This window comes from Paenibacillus kobensis NBRC 15729 (assembly GCF_004000825.1).
In the GTDB taxonomy this organism is placed as follows: Bacteria; Bacillota; Bacilli; order Paenibacillales; family Paenibacillaceae; genus Paenibacillus_T; species Paenibacillus_T kobensis.
Map to the genome: position 1 here is coordinate 15,904 of NZ_BILZ01000055.1, position 22,610 is coordinate 38,513.

A 22,610-nucleotide genomic window follows, 5' to 3' on the forward strand; every position below is an offset into this window, starting at 1 on the left:
CTCTATGTAGTAGTGCACGCTTCAGCATCCTCGTCTCGACCAATTGTAAAAATACGGGAGTACCAAGACAATAGTTAGATATTAACATTAATTTGAACATTTAGTATATACCTGATCGTTTAAAATTTATTTAAAATTATGGATAGAAAAGAGCGGACAAGGATGATCCTTGCCCGCTCTTTCGGTCTGACGTATGAAACTGACATCCATAATATTCCTCGATGCTCCATCTTCAGGATCTGTCCGTTTTTTTCGTTTAAAACAAAAGGAGGACAGATAACTGTCGCTCCTTTGATTACGTTCTATTTTCTCTTGAACACTCAGAGAATTCATATTCCCAATAGGATACTTCTTAGCTCACCTTATGCTCAATGCGCAGCTTGTCGGCTACCATTGCAATAAACTCGGAGTTCGTCGGTTTCGACTTGCTGATATTGATCGTATAACCGAACAAATGCGAAATGCTGTCGATGTTGCCGCGTGTCCAAGCAACCTCAATCGCATGGCGAATTGCACGCTCAACGCGGGAAGGCGTTGTTTTGAATTTCTCTGCGATCGCTGGATAGAGCGTTTTCGTAATTGCGCCGAGAATTTCGATATTGTTATAAACCATCGTAATCGCTTCGCGCAAGTATTGATAACCTTTGATGTGCGCAGGCACACCGATTTCATGGATGATGCTCGTAATGTTGGCATCGAGGTTTTTGCCTTTCGCAATTGGAACGACATTCGATTTCGACGAAATCGAAGAACTGCCTGCATATGAGCTAGGCATCACCACATTATTGTTGCCAACGAGCTGACGAATACGATTCGCCAAGATTTCCATATCGAACGGTTTCAAAATATAATAAGACGCGCCAAGCTGTACCGCTTTTTGCGTAATATTTTCTTGACCGAACGCAGTAAGCATAATGATCTTCGGTGCAGGATTCAAGTTCATTTCTCTCAGACGTTCGAGAACGCCCAGACCGTCCAAATGAGGCATAATAATATCAAGGATCAACACATCCGGCACTTTTCGTGTTTCTTCTAACAGTTGGACAACTTCCTCACCGTTATAAGCGACACCGGTTACAACCATATCGTTTTGTTCCGAAATGTATTCCGAAAGTAAGTTCGTAAATTCCCGGTTATCGTCTGCTAATAATACTTCAATCTTCGTCAAGGTGTGATCCTCCCTTTATCCTTCAAATATGGCCTGTTATTATTTCTAAGATCGCCTGCCCTTCTCGTGTATTTATAGTTTTCGACAAGCCGACTGAAATTCCTTCTGTCGAAAATTATTTTTCTTTATTTTTTATGTACAATCCTTTATAATAAAAAATTTACTACATTCTATTCTAATTTTCGACAAAAACCATCAGTTAATTACTCAACTAACACTGATGTTTCGTCAAAAACAACAAAATCTCGAGGCTTATTAAGCTGCCTCGAGATTTTGTTGTGTTGGTGCTGGTTTTAATAATATCCCTGCGTCCTGAAGCATCCATTCGATGAAGCATCCATAACCGCTGGATGGATCGTTGACGAATACATGTGTTACAGCGCCGACCAGCTTGCCGTCTTGAAGAATTGGACTGCCGGACATTCCTTGAACAATACCGCCCGTCCGTTCAAGCAGTTTCTTGTCCGTAATACGAATGACCATGCCTTTCGTTGCGGGAACCGATTGTTTCGTCACATGAACGATCTGAATATTGAACTTCTCAACTCTTTGACCATCGATAACCGTCCATATTTCTGCAGGGCCTTCCTTAACTTCTTCAGCGAAGGCAACAGGTACTCGCCGGTTATTATAACCATGATCAGGCTGGTCTGTCATCCCGCCGAAAATTCCGAATGGCGTATTCCTTTTAATGTTGCCGAGAATTTTGCTTTGCTTGACGAATTGTGCTCGCTTCTCGCCAGGCTCGCCATTCTGACTCTTATTAATGGACGTCACATGCGACTGTAAAATCTGGCCCTCGCCAACTTCAATGGGCAACTGTGTATCCATATCCGTGATGACATGACCCAATGCGCCATATACGCCTTGGTCTGGTGCATAGAAAGTAAGCGTACCTACGCCAGCGGCAGAATCGCGGATATATAAGCCGAGACGCCACGATTTATCTTCAACATCATAAGCGGGTGCAAGCTGACGTTCGACCATCTTGCCGGAGCGCTTAATCGTTAGTTGAAGCAATCGCTTGTTCGTTCCCGCTTGCTCGACTACGCCAGCAAGCTTGTGTACATCATTCATCGGGACACCATTTACCTTCATAATAAGATCGCCTAAGTGGATGTCTGCGTTCTCGCCTGGCGACGTTCTACGGCCATTCTCGCCTGTCACAAGATGATGCCCGACGACCATGATCCCCGCAGATCTTACTTTGACGCCGATCGTTTGACCGCCAGGAACGACATGGAGATCCGGAACGACGTTAACTTTCACGGTCTTAAAGGGAATCTTACCGAATAATTTCAGAGACATCTCCGTCATACCGGCCTTGTTGGACTGCAACGACAAAGGCTTGTTCAGATCGACGGAAGTAGAACGGGTCGTCGATCCATTCACTTGAAGAACGGTCGGATCGACTGTAATCTTTGCATGGACGGGTACACCGTAATCCAGACTTTTAAGCTGGCCAGAGAACAACCTTAATTCATTAGGGAAGGCGGCCAGATGCTGAAAAGGGGTGGATAACCCGATCATGCAAACGAAGAAAACGAGGACAAGACCGAACCATCGCTTCCGCTGGATGGAGTTCAATGAATTCACGCTCCCTGCTGTTCCATCGCTTGTCGTGATGAAGGCTTGATCGCCAATGGCGTACCTATAAGGTAACCTTGCCCCGTTTCTTTTATGTCCCGCAATTCCTTCCCTCGCTGGGTTGTTTACGCGCCTTTACGTTGATGCGCCAAGTCCAGCATTTCTTGCGCGTGATGCCTTGTCTTCTCCGTCACCTCGACGCCTCCGAGCATACGCGCGAGCTCCTCAATCCGTCCGTTAAGCGACAATTCCGTAACCGATGTACGGGTGCGGCTGTCGATAACCGTCTTACGAATTTCATAATGATGGTCAGCCATGCACGCGACCTGCGGAAGATGCGTAATGGAGAATACTTGGCATCCGCTCGACAGCGAAGACATCTTCTCCGCGATCGATTGGGCTGCCCGGCCGCTGACTCCAGTATCAACCTCGTCGAAGATTAGAACCGGAATTTGATCGATTGCAGCGAATATGCTCTTCAGCGCCAGCATGATACGCGACATCTCGCCTCCGGAAGCGATCTTCGCCAGCGGCTTAAGCGGCTCGCCTGGGTTCGGCGCAAGCAAGAACACAGCCTCATCCATGCCATGCACGCCAAGCTTAGGTGTCTCGTTGTCTTCTGCAACAACCTGCTCTAAGACAACACGGAATATCGTTCCACCCATTTGCAACTGCTGCAGTTCACCTTCTACTGCTGCCGACAGACGGCTTGCCGCATGCTCCCGAAGTGCAGTCAGTTCCTTAGCGAGCACAAGGCTTTCATTATATAGGCGCAGTTCCTCTTCCCGAAGCTGCTGAAGACGCTCGTCCCGATTTTCCAACCATTCGCATTCCGCTTTGATTTTATTGTAGTAGGCTATAATATCCGTCGTCGTCTCGCCGTACTTCCGTTTCAAATGATGAATCATATTGAGGCGGTCATCGATCCAAGCGAGTCTCTCGGGATCAGACTCGATGTTATCGCGGTAATCGCGAAGCGAATATACAGCATCCTCCGCTTGATAATAAGCGGACTGAAGCTGCTCGAGAAGGGGAGCGATGGCCGTCTTATCGAACGAACAAATATCTTCAAGCTTGGATACCGCTTTACCGATCGCATCAAGCCCTTGCTGACTGTACAACAAGTCATAGGCTTCCGCTGCATTGCCGCGCAGACGCTCCGCATGTGTTAGCTTGCGTTTCTCCTCGGCTAATAATTCATCCTCCCCAACCTGAAGTTGGGCAGATGAAATCTCTTCGAGCTGGAACCGGTATAAATCAAGCATCTGCATCTGCTTACGGGACGTCTCTTCAAGCTCCTTCAGAGCCGATCGGGCTGATTCATATTGCTTGTACAGCGATACATAAGTTCGCTTCCGATCACCTAACGGTTCACCTGCATAGGCATCCAGCCATTCTAGATGCTTGTCCGTTCGAAGCAACGATTGATGCTCATGCTGGCCATGGATGTTGACGAGACATTCTCCTGCTTCACGAAGAATCGATAAATTGACGGTTTGACCGTTAATACGGCTGACGCTCTTGCCTTGGGCATTCAATTCCCTGCGAATGACGAGCATTTCTTCAGGAGATGCCGACAAGCCATTTCTGCTCAGTACATCCCAGACCGGATGATTGACGGGCATATCGAATACCGCTTCGATTTCACTCCGATCGCAGCCGTGACGAACGAGCTCAGCTTGGCCGCGGCCTCCGACGACGAGGCTAAGCGCATCGATCAGTATCGACTTGCCGGCCCCCGTCTCTCCTGTAAGTACATGAAACCCATCATGGAAAGATACCGTTACGTATTCAATAACCGCCAAATTACGGATCGACAATTCGCGAAGCACGACCATGACCTCCTTATGTTCTAGGCATCCAATCGCCCATTACTTTATGATCTCATTGCGACACTCATGAAGTCGCTTCAAGCAGTCCGAGCAACCGTTCCGTTACTTCGCCGCTCTGTTCACGAGTCCGGCAGATGATTAGAATCGTATCATCGCCGCAAATCGTACCCATTACTTCTGACCATTCCATGTTGTCAATAAGTGCTCCAAGTGTATTCGCCGTACCTGGGGAGCACTTCATGACGACAAGGTTGTCGGTATAATCGATATGTGTGAAATGGTCGATCAACGACCGCTTCAATTTATGAATCGGATTGCTCTGCCGGTTATCGCCCGGGAGCGAGTATTTATATCTGCCGTCGCCAGTCGGAACTTTAATAAGTTGCAGTTCCTTCATATCGCGCGAGACGGTAGCTTGAGTAACTTGAAGCCCTGCAGACCTCAACGCTTCGACTAGCTCGTCCTGCGTCTCCACAACTTGCTTCGTAACGATTTCCCTTATTCTAAAGTGACGCAAACCTTTCATTCTAAACAATCCTCCTGCTGTCGTTATCGTTCGTACACGCCAATCTCGAACGTAATTTCATGAACTGTACCGTCTGCGGCATCGACATACAGAACGCCGCTGCTCTCAGGCAGCATTAAGGCAAAAGCGATCAGCCGATCACGGATTCCGCTGCCTGTCCACTCCATGGGCTGACGGTCTCTGGCACACTTGACGACATATAACTTGCCATCCCGCTCTGCGATATAGTCAATATACAGACGAGACTGCAGCCGGTTGCCGTTCCATCCGACGACAATCGGTACTCGGTGCTTCCCTGACGATACGGTATATCCGTTCGCTTCGAGCACCTGTACGCCCGGCTCATCGGCTGACCATTCGCCGCCTTTGCCCAATCGTAGCCGTTTCATTCCTGGCGGTGCGTGCAGCCAATTATATAAGGCGCGATAAATCCAGACGAGCAACAACGATCCAGTGAGGAGCATGACTAACCAATCGACATATTGTCCCAACGGTCATCCCCGCTTTACTCTCGTATTGGAAGTGCAGCAATACCGCCGACGCCATGAAAGCTGTGTACAGTATGTTACACATTCGTGAAGAGAAGCGTTGAATCCTTCCGCCGAAAACACGAACGCTTGTTTGGTGATTTCAGTTTATCAAATGAAGTATGCCCCTGTAAAGGCGAACAGACACAAAAAAAGGCATTTTTCGAAGCAGCAGTCCGCCGAATCGAAAAATGCCCTTCTTGTGCACGATCATCTGCCGCTTCAAATGCGAACAGATGACAGAATCGTTCAACCTTTGCCTGACCGGAACGTATGTCCTGCTTCCGCTACCATCGATGCGATCGCATCGTCGCTTGGAACGAACTCGATAGCCGGTTCCCCTCTCCACAGCCAATGGACCAGGAATTCAATGTTGCCTTCACCGCCTGTTATCGGAGAAAACGTTAGCGCCTTGTATTGATAACCTGTTGCAGCCGCGAAATTAAGCACCGTCCGCAGCACTTCCGCATGGACGGACGGATCCCGCACAACGCCAGATTTGCCGACTTTCTCCCTGCCCGCTTCGAACTGCGGTTTGATTAAGGCGACCACTTCACCGCCGCTGGCAAGCAGCCCCGACAGAGCGGGAAGAATAAGCTTGAGCGATATAAAAGAGACGTCAATGGAAGCAAAAGTCGGCTGAGGGCCATCCAAATCGCCCGGCTGCATATGCCGAAAATTTGTCCGCTCCATCACTCGAACCCGTTCATCCGACCGAAGAGAGTAATCAAGCTGGTTATAGCCGACATCGATCGCATATACGAGCGATGCTCCATTCTGCAGCGCACAGTCGGTAAATCCGCCTGTAGATGCGCCGATATCCAGCATGATGCGGTCCTGAAGCTGAATGCCGAATTGCTTAATCGCTTTCTCCAGCTTGAGACCGCCGCGGCTTACATAAGGGTGCGGTGCTCCCTTGACCGTAATTACAGACGTTCTCGGCACTTTCATGCCGCTCTTCTCCATCCGGTCGCCGTCAATCAACACGAGGCCCGCCATGACGGCCGCCTTCGCTTTCTCGCGGCTTTCGTAAAATCCTTGCTCTACAAGCAGAACATCGATACGTTCCTTTAAATTTGACATGTTTCTCCTTCGAGCTGCTTTATTGCCCCGTAGCCATGCGTGTTCGGCGAGGCATCATCGCTTTCACTTCGGAGGCGATCCGCTCTGCTGTCAAGCCGATTTCTGCCCGTTGCTCCTTCACAGAGCCGTGCTCAATAAACTCATCAGGCAAGCCGATTATGCGCACATTATTACCGTAAATTTGGTTTAACGAATAGAACTCCATTACGGCACTTCCGAGACCGCCAAGCTCCGAGCCTTCTTCAAGCACAATCAACTGCATGCCTTCCTCTGCCAGCGACCTGAGCATAGCCTCGTCGAGCGGCTTAATGAACCGTGCATTAATAATGCGCGGGTTAATGCCTTCACGTTTGAGTTGTTCCGCAGCATCCTCAGCAACGCCAATCATCGGTCCGACCGCAATAATCGCAACCTGATCGCCTCCGCGCAGCACTTCCCAACTACCAATCGGAATAGGCTGCATCTCTGGATCAATAGCTACGCCTAACCCATTCGTACGCGGATAACGAACGGCAATTGGGCCTTCGTTGTAATCCAACGCCGTCTTCATCATTCGGCGAAGCTCATTCTCATCTTTAGGCATCATAAGAACAAGATTCGGAACATGCCTTAAAAATGCGATATCATATACGCCATGATGCGTCTCGCCGTCCGCGCCGACGAACCCTGCCCGGTCGATCGCGAACACAACGTTCAAGTTCTGGCGGCAAATATCATGCACCACTTGGTCATAAGCACGCTGCAGGAATGTAGAGTAAACCGCAAAGACTGGCTTCATCCCTTCCATTGCAAGCGCAGCAGACAATGTCGCAGCATGCTGCTCAGCAATACCGACGTCGATCATGCGGTTCGGATACCGCTCCGCGAACTTCATAAGTCCGGAGCCGCCCGGCATCGCAGGCGTAATGGCAACGATTCGCTCATCTTTCTCGGCAAGCTCCATCAGCGCATCGGCGAACACTTCCGTATACATCGGAGGACCAACCGCTTTCATGACTTCACCCGATTCGATCTTATACGGCGTTATGCCGTGCCATTTGTGCGAATCTTTCTCCGCCGGCAAATAGCCTTTGCCTTTAACCGTCACGATATGAACGAGAACTGGTCCATCCACTTGCGAAGCTTGCTTGATCACTTCCGCAAGAGCTTCGATGTCGTGGCCGTCCACCGGCCCAAAATACGTCAGACCGAACTGCTCGAACAGAATGCCGCTAACGAGCAAATATTTCAGGCTGTCCTTGAACCGTTCAGCCGTCTTGGCTAGCTTGCCGCCGATAGCCGGAATTTTGTTCAGGAAGTTCTGCACTTCGTCCTTCGCCTTCTGGTAATGCCGGTCCGTCCGGATCTTTCCTAAGTAGTGATGCAGCGCACCGACGTTCGGCGCGATAGACATCTCATTATCATTAAGAATGACCATCAGATTCTTCTTCTCATGACCAATATGGTTAAGTGCTTCGAGCGCCATCCCGCCCGTAAGCGCTCCATCACCGATAATCGCGACTACTTTGTTGTTCTCGCCTTTCAGATCGCGCGCAAGCGCCATCCCCATGGCAGCCGACAACGACGTGCTGCTGTGTCCAGCCTCCCAGACGTCGTGCTCGCTCTCCGAACGTTTAATAAATCCACATAATCCTTTATATTGACGAAGCGTATCGAACCGTTCGCGTCTGCCTGTCAATATTTTATGAACATAGGATTGATGTCCCACGTCAAAAATAAATTTGTCTTTCGGGCTGTCGAACAAATAATGAAGTACCAAAGTCAATTCGACCACACCTAGATTAGGTGCCAAGTGTCCGCCCGTAGACGACAGCTTCTCGATCAAAAATTGACGGATCTCACCCGCCAACGCCTCAAGCTCCGATATAGACAACCGCTTTAAGTCTTTCGGACCGTTAATGTTATCGAGCATCACGGCAACTTCCTCGCTTTCGCTACAACCAATAGTTTTGTCGAATCATCGTCGTCCAACGTTTCCATTATTATAATTCAATGGTCCCGTTTCATCAAATAATCGGCAATTCCGAACAATCGGGAAGGCCCCTCAAGTCCGGCCTGGTCGAGCGCCCGTTTCGCATCATCCGTCAGCCGCTCCACTTCCGCGCGGCTTTCATCAAGTCCGATCAGGAACGGATAAGTCACCTTATGCTGCTCCACGTCGCTGTTCGTTTTTTTGCCTAGCTTCGTCTCATCGCCAACCAAATCTAGAATGTCGTCTTGAATCTGGAATGCGAGTCCAAGCGACGTACCGAATTCGGTTAGCCGCTGAAGCTGTTCCTCGTTAGCCCCGCCGATCAACGCACCGGCGCGCAGCGAGAAAACAATCAAGTCGCTCGTCTTATGCAGATGAATGTACCGCAGCTGCTCGAATGACGTCTCACCTTGCTCGCCCAGCATATCCGCAGCCTGGCCGCCCACCATTCCGGACGCACCGGCGTATACGGATAACTCTTCAACGATTTGCAGTGCCGTCGCTGCTGGTACGCCATGTGCCCTTGAAGCTTGCACAATGGCATAAAAAGCATGTGTCAACAACGCATCGCCAGCTAAGATAGCCATCGCTTCGCCGTAGACCTTATGATTCGTCAGCTTGCCGCGGCGATAATCATCATTATCCATTGCAGGCAAATCATCGTGAATTAAGGAATACGTATGAATGAGCTCGATAGCGCATGCAACAGGCATTGCTGCTTTAATCGCATCTGGCTCACACTTCACTGCATAAGCTGCCGCCAGAACAAGCGCCGGCCGGAGCCGCTTGCCGCCTGCTTCCACCGAATAATTCATGGAATCTCTCAGCAACGACGGAATGTCCCAGTTCGATGGAACGATCGTCCTTAATGCCGACTCGACTTCGGCTGCCGTCTGGCTAATATATTGTTGCGTCGATAACCGCTCGCTCAAGCTTATTCCCCTCTATCCTCGTTTGTAGGAGCAAACGGTTTTCTCTGCACGCCTTGCTCAGTCTCGATCAGCAGCTCAATCCGCCGCTCGACGAGCTCCAGCTTGCTGCCGCACAATTGAGACAACCGCATGCCTTCCTGGAACAGATCGATCGCCGTTTCAAGCGGAACGTCGCCGTTCTCCAACTGCGATACGATACGTTCCAGTTTATTCATTGCTTCCTCGAACGACAGCTGCTGTTCATTTGTTTCCATCGTTCTCATCACCTCGTATCGACCAAATGTGGCAGTCCAATTGACCGTCTGTCAGTTGAACCTTTATTAGATCTCCCGGCTGCACTTCGCTAACGGTACGTATCAGCTTGCGCTCGTTCTCGTCGTACACAAGACTGTATCCGCGTGCCATAACTTTAAGCGGACTTAATGCATCCAACTGCCTGATCGACGATGCGAGCTGCTGTCTCCGATCCTTCAACTGCATGGCCATCGCCGATTCCAGCCGCTTGGCCAGCATTGTCCGCTTCTCCGAAGCCGCATGGGCAGTATGGCCTGGGTGTTGAGCGCTCAGCGCTGTCTTCAACCTCATAAGCCGTTCGCGTCCTCGCTCCGCCTTCCGGCCTGCAAGCGTTGTTAACCTTTCCTGCAGCCTGTCGAGTCGCTGCGCCTGATCCAGCAAATAGCGGCGCGGATGAACGAAGAATGGCGATCTTCTTACCCGTTCCAGCTTCTCGCGGCGGATGCGGACCTGATGCTGCACCGCTTGAACGAGCCGTTGCTCCGTCCTCTCCAAATGCCGCTGCAACTCACCGATATGCGGAACTGCAAGTTCGGCGGCCGCTGTTGGCGTAGCTGCCCGAAGATCAGCAACAAAATCAGCAATCGTAAAATCCGTCTCATGGCCGACGGCCGATATGACAGGAATGGCGGATTCGGCAATCGCCCGTGCGACCGCCTCTTCGTTAAACGCCCACAATTCTTCCAGCGATCCGCCGCCGCGCCCTACAATTAATACGTCAGTCTCCGCAATTCGGTTCATAAATTCGATCGCTTTAACGATCGATGGAGCCGCGCCTGTACCTTGAACGAGTACAGGACATACGATGACGGGCACCGACGGATGCCGCCGTTGAAGCGTAATAATGACGTCCCGAACCGCCGCGCCTGTCGGCGAAGTAATGACGCCTATCGCGCGCGGAAACTTGGGAATAGGCCGCTTGCGCGTCTGCTCGAACAGCCCCTCGCCTTCCAGCTTCTTCTTCAACTGCTCGTAAGCCAGATACAAGCTGCCGATTCCGTCCGGCTGCATGGCCGTCACATAAAATTGATAATTTCCGTCACGCTCGTAGACCGACACGTTGCCTCTTGCGATAACTTTCGTGCCTTCCTTCGGAATAAACGGGAGGCTTCGATTATGAGAGGCGAACATAATGCATTTTAACCGGCTGTCGCTGTCTTTAAGCGTGAAGTACATATGGCCGCTGGAATGGTGGGTAAAGTTCGATATTTCGCCTCGCAGCCAAATATCGCCAAGAAGATGGTCTGATTCCAGCTTCAACTTTATGTAACGGTTCAGTTCCTTAATCGAATAGATGCGCGGGGCATTCGCCATACGCGTCACACTCCGATTCCGTGTGCTTTCTTAGCCGCTTTCAGCGTGTTCTGCATCAGCATCGTAATCGTCATAGGTCCTACGCCGCCTGGAACTGGCGTAATCGCGCCAGCCGTCTCAAGGCAATCCTCATAATTAACGTCGCCGACAAGTTTCTTATCCGCCAGACGGTTAATGCCAACGTCGATCACGACCGCACCTGGTTTCACATATGAAGCGTCGATTGCTTCCGGCTTGCCGATAGCAGCGACAAGAATGTCTGCTTGTTTCGCGATTTCTTTCAAGTTCGCCGTCCGCGAATGCGTGATCGTAACCGTTGCATTCTCGCGAAGAAGCAGACTTGCTACAGGCTTGCCGACGATATTGCTCCGGCCGATGACGACCGCATGCTTGCCTGCGATATCCGTTCCGGAACGTTTAATCAGCTCGATTACGCCTGCTGGCGTGCACGGAAGCAGGCTGTCGTCGCCAATGACGAGATTGCCTACACTCTCCGGATGGAAACCGTCAACGTCCTTATCGACCGAAATTGCATCGATAACCGCCTTCTCGTTAATATGCTTTGGCAAAGGCAACTGAACGAGGATCCCATTAATTGTCGTCTGATTGTTAAGACGATCGATAAGGGAAAGAAGTTCTTCCTCGGACGCATCTGCGCTCAGCCGGTGTACTTCGGAATAAAAACCGAGCTGTTGGCATGCTTTCTCCTTGCTGCCTACATAGACTTTGGAAGCCGGATCTTCGCCGACAAGTACGACAGCGAGCCCTGGCACGATGCCTTGCTGCTGAAGCTTAGCCGTCTCTGCTTTTACTTCCTCGCGAATTTGATCCGAAATCGCTTTGCCGTTAATAATTTGCGCTGTCATATTGGTTCCCGCTCCCTTATATCTATATCGTAATCTGATTATTGATTAGACTTCAAATCGTTCATCGCGCCAATCAGCTTGCCTAGAACACCGTTGACGAACTTGCCGGACTCGTCCGTGCCGAAATGCTTCGCAAGCTCGATCGCTTCGTTAATAGCCGCTTTAGGCGGTACGTCTTCCCGGAACACCATCTCGTAACAAGCGAGGCGAAGCACCTGCTTGTCCACACGCGACAACCGGTCAACCTGCCAACCCGTCAAATACTGCTGCAGCATGCCGTCAATCGCCGCCTTGCGCTCAATCACACCGAGTACAAGCTCACGTGTATAGGCATCTACCTTTTTCGCTTCCTCAGGCTGCGCTCCCAGCTCATTATCTTGTTGGCGCGCTTCCTCCATGAGCATATTAACCGCTTCTTCGGCCGATACCTCGTTCATTTCGATCTGGTACAAGCTCGATACTGCTATTTCCCGTGCAAGTCTTCGTTTCATGGGGCCTCCTTCAACTTCGTCGTAAACAACAAAAACTTATTCAAGCATTATATATAGAATGGGCAATCGTGCTTCTGAACATGAGAAAACCTCTGCCTTGGCCACTTGAAGCTACATCGGCCGTGTTCAGAGGTACGTTTCGTCGCCTGCCGGGACAATACCGCCAGTCGCATGTCTCTTAACAATTAGTCTGTGCGGACAAAACCTATGATCTCCTCCCTGCTCCAAAGCGACAGCATCAATGTGCTAAGCTTCCGGAGTACGGAGGAGACCACAGGGCTACCGGAAAGGACGCTGGCGGCCGATCCATCGTTCCATCCACTCCGCTACACGGTTCCATGGAAGAAGCAGGCTCTCGCCTGACTCCAATCGTTTGCCGACAGCATATCCGACACAAATCAAAAAGGCAAATACGAGCATGTCCCAAAATCCGGCGATCAAATAGACGATTCCGAGCACGAAGCCGACAGCTGCTCCGGCTATTCTGCCCCCATAATCGCTAAGCCATTGCTTCCACATTGGGCAAGCTCACCTCTATTCTACGCGGCTTTTGAATGCGGGTGTTTGTACCACATTCGCAACGAATACCGATACACCGGCAACCGGAATACCGGTAATCTCCTCGATATGAGATTTAACCGAGCGTTGAATATCTTCCGTAAGCGTTGGAATCGAAGTTTCGCCGTCCACTACGGTACGAATGATAATATCAAGTCCGGCTTCCGACACCCGGATACGCGCACGCAAATCTTTCAGGCCGCGCTGCCGAGATGCCGCTTTCAATGCTAAATTCTCGACCGTTTCCATCGAGATACGAACATCGCCGTGCTCATTGCGTTGATCAATCGATTGCGCCGAACCGCCGGTCCGCTTCACCGAAATGAAGAACAGTCGAAGGCTGATCAAAAACATGACGACGGCAATAATAACGGCTGTCAACTGAAGCCATGGCATATCGTCGTCATACAGGCTGCGCACGCCGTCTAGTGTCGACTGCTCCGGAATCCATTGAAGCCCGAGGCAAAATAATCCAATCGATGCGGCACCTACTACAATGCTGTATAAGAAAAGCAATAGCTTGTCCATTACTCTGACCAACGTAAATGCCTCCTCCGGCATGACGGAATGAAAACCCCCTTGCGTTGAGCGGCACGCCCGATCACGAGGGGGTTTTGTACGATCTTGCCGATCCGCGCGCACGCGGCTCGAACAACTATTTCACCCGCTGATATGCGTCTTCTTCATCCGCTTTGTCTAACGCCTTGAAGTGAACGTCATGGATATGAACGTTAACTTCTACGACATGAAGCCCTGTCATCGTCTCGATGGAACGCTTGACGTTGCGCTGAATGTCAGATGCGATATCCGGAATGCGGTTGCCGAATTCCACAATGATCGATACGTCTACTGCAGCTTCGCGCTGTCCAACTTCGACCTTGACGCCCTTCGATAAGTTCTTCCGTCCTAGCAGCTCGGCGATACCGCCAGCGAAGCCGCCGCTCATCCCAGCAACTCCCTGCACTTCAACAGTCGCCAATCCGGCGATGACCTCGATAACTTCAGGCGCGATCTGAATACTTCCCATCTCTGTCCGCTCATAATCAGCAGCAATTGTACTCATAAATCGTCTACACCTCCCTTATAGTCGAGCGCATCTCCGGGCTCTTAAGCCGGAGGCTTATCCGCTTCTAATCTCTATACTATAACATCAGGCCGGATTTATGACAAACCTGGCCAATTCGTAAAGCAAGCTGTTAAACTTCTTCGAATTCTGCTTCAGGGTTATTGACATCGTATTCCTCAAGGAACTTGATATCGAACGTGCCCTTAATAAATTTCGGATGATTCAGCAGCTTCATATGGAACGGAATCGTCGTCTTAATGCCGTCGATTTCGAACTCATACAGCGCACGCTTCATCCGGGCAATTGCCTCGTCGCGGGTTGCGCCCCATACGATCAGCTTGGCAATCATCGAGTCATAATGCGGGGAAATCGTATAGCCCGGGTATGCGGCAGAATCAACTCGAACGCCAAGGCCTCCCGGCGGCAAATAGAATTGAATTTGACCTGGAGACGGCATAAAGTTGCGCTCCGAGTCTTCTGCATTAATCCGGCATTCAATCGCCCAGCCGTTGACTTTAATGTCCTCTTGACGGAACGACAACGGGTTGCCTTCCGCAACGGAAATCATCTCGTTGATCAAGTCGACGCCGGTAATAAGCTCCGTAACCGGATGCTCAACCTGAATACGGGTGTTCATCTCCATGAAATAGAAGTTGCCGTCTTGTCCGAGCAAAAATTCAAGCGTGCCGGCGCCGGAATACTGAACAGCGAGAGCTGCGCGTACGGCTGCTTGGCCCATCTTCTCCCGAATAGCAGGCGACAGCACTGGGCAAGGCGCCTCCTCGACGAGTTTCTGGCGGCGGCGCTGCACCGAGCAATCGCGCTCGAACAGATGAACCGCATTGCCGTGCTTATCAGCCATAATTTGAATTTCGACGTGCTTCATGCCCGTCAAATATTTCTCCAAGTATACGCCGGCGTTACCGAAAGCTTTCTGAGCTTCCTGCTGCGCGGTCGTAATTTGCGAGATGAGCGAATCCTCGTCTTCTGCGATCCGGATGCCTTTGCCGCCTCCGCCAGCCGTCGCCTTGATGATGACGGGGTAGCCGATCTGGCGGGCAATGTGCACCGCTTCATCGAGATCCTCGATGAGGCCGTCGGAGCCCGGAATAACCGGAACGTTCGCATCCTTCATCGTTTGCTTGGCTACAGCCTTATCACCCATTTTGCTGATTGCCATCGGAGACGGTCCGATAAACGTAACGTTGCAAGACTCGCAGATTTCAGCAAAGTCTGCGTTCTCTGCAAGGAATCCGTATCCCGGATGAATCGCGTCGCAACCCGTCAGCGTCGCAACGCTCATGATGTTCGTCAAGTTCAAATAGCTGTCCTTGGACAGCGTTGGTCCGATGCAGTAAGCTTCGTCGGCGAGACGAACATGAAGTGAATCGCGGTCGGCCTCCGAATAGACAGCCACCGTCGCGATACCCTTCTCGCGGCAAGCACGGATAATCCGAACTGCAATTTCGCCGCGGTTAGCAATCAAAATTTTATCGAATTTCAAGTGGAAACCCCTTTCAGAAGCGATATGGCGTCACTTATTCCGGCTTGACGAGGAACAGCGGCTGGCCGAACTCGACCAATTGTCCGTTCTCAACAAGCACTTCGACGATCTCGCCGCGAACTTCCGCTTCGATTTCGTTCATCAGCTTCATCGCTTCCAAAATACAAACAACCGTCTTGTCGGAAACGCGTGCGCCCTTCTGTACGAACGGTGCGGAGTCCGGCGTAGGTGCTGAATAGAACGTGCCAACCATCGGCGATACGATCTTATGTAGGTTATCTTGTGCTGCGGGCGCAGATGCCGCGGCAGGTTGGGAAGCGGCTGGCGCAGCTGCAGGAACAGCAACTGGCGCAGGTGCAAAGACTTGCGCGACAGGAGCAGCAGCTTGAACCGTTACAACTTCAGGCTTGCCCGGTTTGCGGATAAGAAGACGCGTGCCTTCGTTCTCAATCTCCAGCTCGTGCACAGAGGTTTGGTCGATCAATTTAATCAATTCTTTTATCTCGTTCAGTTTGAACATCCGAATGATTCACTCCTTCATACAAGTAACGAAGCTTGTCCGCTTCGATCCCGCGGTACGGTTAACGTACAGGGAAGAATGCCAATTGTTGCCCATAACGTTTGTATTATAGCATAAACCTACCCGAACCAACATAGTTTTTCTGTCCGCATCCGGTTAGGTATTGCGAAACCGCATGCGCAAAAGCCCGCAGCAGAAGCATTTGCTTCCGCAGCGGGCTTTCAATTGCCACTTACTTATGGCACGTATTGCACTCTTACTTGTTCCGGCGCAACTTCAAGCGATTTGGTCACCATATCTACGATTTCGACAGCTTGGCTAGGTTCGAGACGCTCGCTTTGAACGACGACTTTGTAATGGTCGCTCTCATCATCGACGACGGCGATCGGGAACAATTTGTTCAGTTGCTCTTCGAGCGCCGTTATTTTGTCCATCTTGTCTTCCAGGGCGTCGAGCTTCGTCAGCGCTTGGTTCGCTTCGTCGCTGCTCGCGTCCTTCGGATTCGAAATGACAGCCATCAGTTCATCCGACGCTTTGTTGTAGTTTTCCGTGCGCTTGTACTGCAGATCGGTGAAGATGTTGTTCGCTGCTGCCGTCACGCCTTGCGATTCGAGCATATCAATCGTCTTCTGGTCCTCTTCGCTGATGCCGTCCGCGTCTGCCGTCTGGCCGGTTGCTTTTCCTTCCACTTCGTTCACAACGATAGCGGAGCCGTCTTGGCCCGCCGTCGCTTCCGTCGCGCCTTGTACCGTTTGATTCTGGGACCCTTCCGACGCAAGCTTGTTTGATGATGGATCCAGATCTTCCGTAAACAGATAGTAGGCGGACAGAATGACCATTAAGCTAAGCATCGATACGAGCCAAATCGTTTGTCTTTTCGTGTTCATAGACGAACACCCTCCCATTCTTCCTCAAAATAATATGGTTATTGCTGCTTGCGAGGGACAATCGATATCCGGTTAACCGGAACGTTGATGCCCTTCTCGATCGCATCTTGAATCAATCTCTTGACCGTCGGATGCTCTGCCCCCTTAGCAACGACTAGAACACCGCTGATACGGGGTTTTATCTTCTTCGTGATGATCGGCGACTGGTCCCCCGATTTCTCGTACAGGACGACATTTCCGTTCTCGGTGACGGCGGTCAGATGCCGTTTGCCGCCATTCTTGTCGCTCTCGTCGTTTATTTGCTGCGTCTTCTGCGAATCGAGGGCGTAGATGACCTCCTCCGTCGATTCAACCGAAACGAGTACGTCTACCGTTCCTACCCCAACGATCTTCTCCAAAATGTCCTTCAGCCGATTCTCAAGCGGTTGTTCGATGACAGCGAACTCGGAATCGTTATGGTGTGACGATAATGCCGGCACATCTTCTGCCGGCGGCGCGGTCGGATTAGCTGTAGGCTCAACCCCGTCGAACGACAAATAGGAGTTTACGATCATTAATCCTGCGCCTAAGCAGCCGATCAGAAGCAGCCATCGCATTGTACGAATCCGCCTCGGACCTTTGGTGCCGCCGCCGATCGCCTTCTCTAGGCCGTCGAGCCATTTGGCCACCGATAATCCCCCTTCCCGCCGCATTCGGCAAAGTGTGCCTCACTATGCGCCTGCCATCCTGATGTCAATGCGGTCAGCCGCAACTCCCCACCCTTGCCGCAGCGAGTGCTCGACTTCCGACTTCACCGCCGGTTCAACTGTCGGCTCGTCTTGGCCAGCGCCGCTGTCCGAAGTCTCCGCCGCAGGCATATCGAGCTGAACGGATACGTCTACTGCGATATCAATCGGAGCAATTTCAGTCTGATCTTGCGAGGAAGACGATGATCCGCTGTCCTTCGAGTCCGTATGATCATTCGGCTGAAGCGTAATTCGGACCGACTCAATCGACTTGCCGGCTGCGTCTAGCGTGACAACCGCCTTCGTCCCTTGTGTCTTTAGCCTAGTGTCAAGCTCCTGCTCCATCGCTGCCGCGAGCTGGCGTTCGGCCAATGCCGAAGCTTGCCGCTGCTGTTCCCGGCTGATCCGCTCCGCTTCCTTCGTGATGTCCTGCAAGGTCGGCATTTCGGCATAGTGCTCAGCGCTTGCTTTGTCCCATGCGTTCATGCCCGCCTCTACCTTCTTGTTGAAGTCTCCTTGGAACACTTTCAGCAGAGGAGACAGAATCGTCAGCAGAACGATAAGACCCACAACGAGCCTTGCATACCGCTGCATCGCTTTGTTCGGCAGCAGCAGATCGACGATCGCCGCCAGCAGGATGACGGTTATGATTTCTCTCAGCCAGCCGCTCAGCCAATCCAGCATAGTGACTTCCTCCACGATCGGTTATAGGGACGGTCACCGCATCATGATCGCGGCATTGCCCGCTGTTAGAATGACGGTCACCGCCAGAAAAAACATGAGCGCGACAGCCGCTAGAGCGGCAAATACGTAAATCATTGTTTTGCCGATCGTCTGCAGACAGGCAGCGATCGGGCTCTCGCCGAGCGGCTGCATGACAGCAGCCGTGACGTTGTAGATCAGCGCCAGCGTCAGTATCTTAAGCGCAGGGAATGCGCACAGAAAGAGCAGAATGATGACGCCGGCAATGCCAACTGCATTTTTGACCAGCATCGAAGCGGAGATGACCGTGTCCGACGCATCCGAAAACATTTTGCCGACGACCGGTACGAAATTGCCTGCAACGAACTTAGCCGTGCGAAGCGTTACGCCATCCGTCAGCGCGCCAGTCGCTCCTTGTACCGAGATGACGCCGAGAAACAAACTAACGAGCACGCCAAGCGTTCCGATGCCGATATTGCGAAGCAAGTTGGCAAGCTGCGTCACTTTGAACTTGTCCGTCAGCGCGCTTGCGATATGAAGCACAGCCGAGAAGAACAGCAGCGGGAACACGATTGTATAGATCAACGTTCCAACCGCATGAATCATAAAAATGATGACCGGGTGCAGCACTGTCACCGTCGCTATGCTGCCTACCGACGCAAGCAGCGTCAACAAGAGCGGCACCATCGCCATCATGAACTGGATCATTCCGCCGATCGCATCCTTGGCATAGCCGATTGCGACGTTGAAGCTGTTCACAGCGATGACGATGAGAACCATATACGAAATGGCGTAGGCAACTTTGCTGACGGCATTGCGCTCGAACGCATTCTGCAGCGTCTCCAGGATGGAACTGAACACGGCAAGCAGAACGATCGTGACGAGCAACTTGCCGTTGTACAGCACTTCATGCAGCATATATTTCGCGAGTCCGCTCAGAACGGTCGTCAGCTTCAGCCCTTTCCCGCCCGGCATAATCATCTCCGCGAAGGACGGAAGATCGCGGTCCGGGAAATAACCGCCGTACTCGCTGACGAGCTTGCTCCAGTAATTCTCGATCGGATCCGTGTTAAGTCCAGCAGCCTGTTCTTCGGCAAGCTGTTCGGATAACCCGTTGTCTGAAGGAATCGCGCTGCTGTTACTTTGCGGAGGAGGAGCTCCACTTGTCGGTTCATTCGACCCGGCACTTGCGAATACTGCGTTCGACGCCGTCACGATGAGCCAAGTGAGCATCATTGCAACGAACAGTTTGCGGGCAGCGGACAAATTCTTCATGCTCATCATCGTCATCGGCTCAACCTCCCGGCGGCATTAAGCCGAGTACCGTCTCGACGATGACATGTATGATTGGCACTGCCATGACGAGAATGAGAACTTTGCCGGCGAACTCGATCTTGGAAGCGATACCTTCTTGCCCGGCATCCCGCACGATCTGGGCTCCGAATTCGGCAATATAAGCGATACCGATAATTTTTAATATCGTCTTCAAGTAGATCGACGGAATGCCTGTCTGCTCCGCCAGCCGTTCTAGCATCGAGATGACAGCGTCGATCCGGCCGATGACATACAAGAAGATGAACAGTCCGGTGAAAGCCGCCAGCAAAAAAGCGAACATCGGCTTCTGCTCACGGACGACAAGGATGAGGACAGTGGCGATCAATCCGAGTCCGACGATTTGAATGATTTCCAATCCGGTTCACCTGCCCTGCATCCGATCGACCCGCGTTACGCGCCGTCCGAATAATTGCATTCACTGGAACAAGAATATGGTCTTAATTTCCTGGAACAATTCGTTCAGGAGACGAACGACCATGAACAGCACGACGACAAAACCGATTACCGTAACCCAATGCGCCATATCTTCCTTGCCCATCTGCTTCAAGACAGTATGAATCATCGCGATGATGATGCCGATGCCGGCGATTTGAAATATAGCGCTCACATCGATATTCATGTGTGCGGCACCCCACTAAACCATCAATATGACGACAAGAGCGGCAAGCAATAGGCCGAGGCTTCTGCTCATCTTCTCGTACTTCGATTGTTCGTCCTTCGCTGCGTCTTCCTCCGCCTTAAGCTGCACGGCCGCCAATCGCAGATGTTTCAGCTGGTCGTCCTTATCGCTTATGCCAAGCGTCGAGCCCAGCCGCAGCGTCACATTCAGCTCAGGAGCCCGCATCGACGTTGACGGCCATCCGGACCTCATCGCTGCCTCCCAGCATTCACGAAATGTACGCCCGTCGCCAAGGCTGAGCTCATCGGCTGCCGATTGAAGCAACCGGCCGGCCGGCTGTTCCGCGCTAGCTGCAGTTGTACGAAGGGCATCCGGCAGCGGTGTTCTGCCGTATACGATCTCCGTCTCAAGCCGCTGAAGCGAGCTGGACAGCTGGCGGATTTGCTTCGGACGGTCCGCATACCGGGCAGCTTGCAGGAAGCCAATCAACGTGCCGGCGAACAAGACGAGCGCGGCGCCAATCAGCTTAACGAGCATTCGCATCACCTGCCGCCGGCCACGAAGTCGGTTCCCGCGGCGCCGCCGGCGAATGCCCTGCCGCTCTGGCCGGGCTGCTGGCTGTGCTTGCAGCATTCTGCCCGGCCACCAGCTCCAGATCGATCACTCTGGCAGCCAGTCCGGCTTCCGAACGCTTCAGCACGACGCCTCGTGCGAATGCGTTATCCTGCAGCAGACGGCGAATTGCCGGCCTTGCAGCCGCCTCCTGCCATCCGCCAGCATGTGCCGTCGCAACGACGGCTACACCGGCACGCACAGCTTCGCGGATCGCTTCGACATCCTCGTCCCGCCCGATTTCGTCTACGACGAGCACCTCAGGCGACATGGAGCGGATCATCATCATCATCCCTTCCGCCTTCGGACATGCATCCATGACATCCGTTCGCGGACCAACGTCGAATGTCGGCACCCCCCGAACGCAAGCAGCAATTTCCGAACGCTCGTCCACGATGCCAACTTTGCGTCCTGTCCATCCTGATGTGTTCGGCCATTTGCCATAGCTGACCGCCCTTGCTAAATCTCGAATAAACGTCGTTTTCCCCTGCCGCGGCGCACCGACGATTAGCGTCGAAGCGATCGATTGCCTTGCACGGTCAATCAACATCGGCAGTGTGTTCAGCGACACGCCGGCTGCATCCCGCGCAATTCGGACGTTGAATCCGCCGATATCGCGTATGCTTCGGACTTTACCTTCCTCCAGCACCGTGCGACCGGCTAGTCCGATACGATGGCCGCCTTCAACCGTAATGTAGCCTCGCCGCAGCTCTTCTTCCATCGCATATACCGAATGGTTCGTCATCCTCTCCAGCAATCTGCGGCACATATCCGCAGACGGCTTGAAGGCGCCGTCCGGACTGTTGTTCAACAATCCGCCCGATGTAACGAAAGCCGAGCCCCCGCCTGTCCAAACTTCTAGCGGCCGATTTTCCCGAATGCGAATTTCTTCCAGTCCTGCTAGAACGGAAGCAGGCAAGCGGGCAAGCACCTCTGACAGCTCCGGCGGCAGCAGATAGGCCACTCGTTCCAGCATACAGCTCCCCCCTCCGGTGTTTGTCCTCTTCTCTGTTGTTTCATATGTATGTCCCGTGGCGGATAATATGCCGTCCAAGTTCGCGGTTATATGCGATTTTTATAGAAAATGAGCAACCGTTAGATAGATTGCTATTTTTTTAGAACGCCGATTAAGAGACAGCCGACTCCAGCCGCAATCCATGCCAGCTTGCCGAAAGAGACCTTGTCCGCCAAGCCGACAAGCCCGATCGTCGTCGTCGCGATCAGAATTATCGGACCGACGAGAGCGAGCGAAGAATTGACGAGCAGCGCCCGGTCCACCTGGTTCAGCCGAAGCATCAGCAGTGCCGCGCACAACTCGATCGAACCCGACAGCATACGCAGCATCGCCATGCTTAGCACGATTTTGTTCAGCAACGTCTTCTCCTCCTTGACATCAGGATCTTTGAGCGGAGCTCAAAGTCACTCCTTAGCTACATCAGGATCTTTGAGCGGAGCTCAAAGTCACTCCTTAGCTACATCAGGATCTTTGA

26 protein-coding genes are annotated in these 22,610 nt (G+C 52.0%); all 26 read right to left on the reverse strand.

Features of this window, described 5'->3' with window-relative positions; genetic code table 11:
• Positions 1-352 precede the first annotated feature (352 nt).
• Positions 353-1,168 (reverse strand): sporulation transcription factor Spo0A, encoded by an 816-nt coding sequence (spo0A, locus tag PKO01S_RS23205; protein WP_127533830.1) that lies wholly within the window; start codon positions 1,166-1,168, stop codon positions 353-355.
• Positions 1,169-1,423: 255 nt separating this feature from the next.
• Positions 1,424-2,755 (reverse strand): SpoIVB peptidase, encoded by a 1,332-nt coding sequence (gene spoIVB, locus PKO01S_RS23210; protein ID WP_127533831.1) that lies wholly within the window; start codon positions 2,753-2,755, stop codon positions 1,424-1,426.
• 125 nt (positions 2,756-2,880) lie between these two features.
• The gene (gene recN / locus PKO01S_RS23215) at positions 2,881-4,587 is read right to left on the reverse strand and encodes a DNA repair protein RecN (RefSeq protein ID WP_127533832.1); all 1,707 of its coding nucleotides are present in this window, start codon (positions 4,585-4,587) and stop codon (positions 2,881-2,883) included.
• A gap of 64 nt (positions 4,588-4,651) precedes the next feature.
• On the reverse strand, positions 4,652-5,113 hold the full coding sequence (gene ahrC, locus PKO01S_RS23220) for a transcriptional regulator AhrC/ArgR (protein WP_127533833.1): 462 nt from the start codon (positions 5,111-5,113) through the stop codon (positions 4,652-4,654).
• 23 nt (positions 5,114-5,136) lie between these two features.
• On the reverse strand, positions 5,137-5,604 hold the full coding sequence (locus tag PKO01S_RS23225) for a hypothetical protein (protein ID WP_127533834.1): 468 nt from the start codon (positions 5,602-5,604) through the stop codon (positions 5,137-5,139).
• Between the two features lie 285 nt (positions 5,605-5,889).
• On the reverse strand, positions 5,890-6,723 hold the full coding sequence (locus PKO01S_RS23230; RefSeq protein WP_127533835.1) for a TlyA family RNA methyltransferase: 834 nt from the start codon (positions 6,721-6,723) through the stop codon (positions 5,890-5,892).
• Positions 6,724-6,742: 19 nt separating this feature from the next.
• Positions 6,743-8,635, reverse strand: coding sequence for a 1-deoxy-D-xylulose-5-phosphate synthase (dxs, locus tag PKO01S_RS23235; RefSeq protein ID WP_127533836.1), 1,893 nt, complete (start codon positions 8,633-8,635; stop codon positions 6,743-6,745).
• Between the two features lie 77 nt (positions 8,636-8,712).
• Positions 8,713-9,627: a polyprenyl synthetase family protein gene (locus PKO01S_RS23240; RefSeq protein WP_127533837.1), complete on the reverse strand. Its 915-nt coding sequence runs from the start codon at positions 9,625-9,627 to the stop codon at positions 8,713-8,715.
• Between the two features lie 2 nt (positions 9,628-9,629).
• Entirely contained in the window at positions 9,630-9,881 is a 252-nt protein-coding gene (gene xseB / locus PKO01S_RS23245; protein ID WP_127533838.1) for an exodeoxyribonuclease VII small subunit, read from the reverse strand.
• Positions 9,868-11,235 carry an exodeoxyribonuclease VII large subunit gene (gene xseA, locus PKO01S_RS23250; protein ID WP_127533839.1) on the reverse strand — a complete coding sequence of 456 codons (1,368 nt, stop codon included), beginning with the start codon at positions 11,233-11,235 and terminating at the stop codon, positions 9,868-9,870. The genes xseB and xseA overlap by 14 nt, the downstream gene beginning before the upstream one ends.
• 5 nt (positions 11,236-11,240) lie before the next feature.
• A complete protein-coding gene (gene folD / locus PKO01S_RS23255) occupies positions 11,241-12,101 on the reverse strand; it encodes a bifunctional methylenetetrahydrofolate dehydrogenase/methenyltetrahydrofolate cyclohydrolase FolD (RefSeq protein ID WP_127533840.1) in 861 nt (286 codons plus the stop codon).
• Positions 12,102-12,139: 38 nt separating this feature from the next.
• A complete protein-coding gene (gene nusB / locus PKO01S_RS23260; protein ID WP_127533841.1) occupies positions 12,140-12,592 on the reverse strand; it encodes a transcription antitermination factor NusB in 453 nt (150 codons plus the stop codon).
• Positions 12,593-12,871: 279 nt separating this feature from the next.
• Complete coding sequence (locus PKO01S_RS23265; protein WP_127533842.1) at positions 12,872-13,111, reverse strand: DUF2273 domain-containing protein; 240 nt, start codon at positions 13,109-13,111, stop codon at positions 12,872-12,874.
• Between the two features lie 15 nt (positions 13,112-13,126).
• A complete protein-coding gene (gene amaP, locus PKO01S_RS23270; RefSeq protein WP_127533843.1) occupies positions 13,127-13,690 on the reverse strand; it encodes an alkaline shock response membrane anchor protein AmaP in 564 nt (187 codons plus the stop codon).
• Positions 13,691-13,805: 115 nt separating this feature from the next.
• Entirely contained in the window at positions 13,806-14,213 is a 408-nt protein-coding gene (locus PKO01S_RS23275; RefSeq protein ID WP_127533844.1) for an Asp23/Gls24 family envelope stress response protein, read from the reverse strand.
• 133 nt (positions 14,214-14,346) lie between these two features.
• A complete protein-coding gene (gene accC, locus PKO01S_RS23280) occupies positions 14,347-15,720 on the reverse strand; it encodes an acetyl-CoA carboxylase biotin carboxylase subunit (protein WP_127533845.1) in 1,374 nt (457 codons plus the stop codon).
• Between the two features lie 34 nt (positions 15,721-15,754).
• Positions 15,755-16,240, reverse strand: coding sequence for an acetyl-CoA carboxylase biotin carboxyl carrier protein (gene accB / locus PKO01S_RS23285; protein ID WP_127533846.1), 486 nt, complete (start codon positions 16,238-16,240; stop codon positions 15,755-15,757).
• Between the two features lie 236 nt (positions 16,241-16,476).
• On the reverse strand, positions 16,477-17,127 hold the full coding sequence (locus tag PKO01S_RS23290) for a SpoIIIAH-like family protein (protein WP_164779722.1): 651 nt from the start codon (positions 17,125-17,127) through the stop codon (positions 16,477-16,479).
• Positions 17,128-17,165: 38 nt separating this feature from the next.
• Positions 17,166-17,795: a stage III sporulation protein AG gene (spoIIIAG, locus tag PKO01S_RS23295; RefSeq protein ID WP_127533848.1), complete on the reverse strand. Its 630-nt coding sequence runs from the start codon at positions 17,793-17,795 to the stop codon at positions 17,166-17,168.
• Positions 17,796-17,837: 42 nt separating this feature from the next.
• A complete protein-coding gene (gene spoIIIAF / locus PKO01S_RS23300) occupies positions 17,838-18,536 on the reverse strand; it encodes a stage III sporulation protein AF (RefSeq protein WP_127533849.1) in 699 nt (232 codons plus the stop codon).
• A 33-nt stretch (positions 18,537-18,569) separates the two neighbouring features.
• Positions 18,570-19,844 carry a stage III sporulation protein AE gene (gene spoIIIAE / locus PKO01S_RS23305; protein WP_407669696.1) on the reverse strand — a complete coding sequence of 425 codons (1,275 nt, stop codon included), beginning with the start codon at positions 19,842-19,844 and terminating at the stop codon, positions 18,570-18,572.
• Between the two features lie 4 nt (positions 19,845-19,848).
• On the reverse strand, positions 19,849-20,244 hold the full coding sequence (spoIIIAD, locus tag PKO01S_RS23310) for a stage III sporulation protein AD (RefSeq protein ID WP_127533850.1): 396 nt from the start codon (positions 20,242-20,244) through the stop codon (positions 19,849-19,851).
• 60 nt (positions 20,245-20,304) lie between these two features.
• Positions 20,305-20,508 carry a stage III sporulation protein AC gene (spoIIIAC, locus tag PKO01S_RS23315; protein ID WP_006039375.1) on the reverse strand — a complete coding sequence of 68 codons (204 nt, stop codon included), beginning with the start codon at positions 20,506-20,508 and terminating at the stop codon, positions 20,305-20,307.
• A gap of 15 nt (positions 20,509-20,523) precedes the next feature.
• Positions 20,524-21,045, reverse strand: coding sequence for a stage III sporulation protein SpoIIIAB (gene spoIIIAB, locus PKO01S_RS23320; RefSeq protein ID WP_127533854.1), 522 nt, complete (start codon positions 21,043-21,045; stop codon positions 20,524-20,526).
• Positions 21,035-22,096, reverse strand: coding sequence for a stage III sporulation protein AA (gene spoIIIAA, locus PKO01S_RS23325; protein ID WP_127533851.1), 1,062 nt, complete (start codon positions 22,094-22,096; stop codon positions 21,035-21,037). The genes spoIIIAB and spoIIIAA overlap by 11 nt, the downstream gene beginning before the upstream one ends.
• A 131-nt stretch (positions 22,097-22,227) precedes the next feature.
• The gene (locus PKO01S_RS23330; RefSeq protein WP_127533852.1) at positions 22,228-22,494 is read right to left on the reverse strand and encodes a YqhV family protein; all 267 of its coding nucleotides are present in this window, start codon (positions 22,492-22,494) and stop codon (positions 22,228-22,230) included.
• Positions 22,495-22,610: the final 116 nt, after the last annotated feature.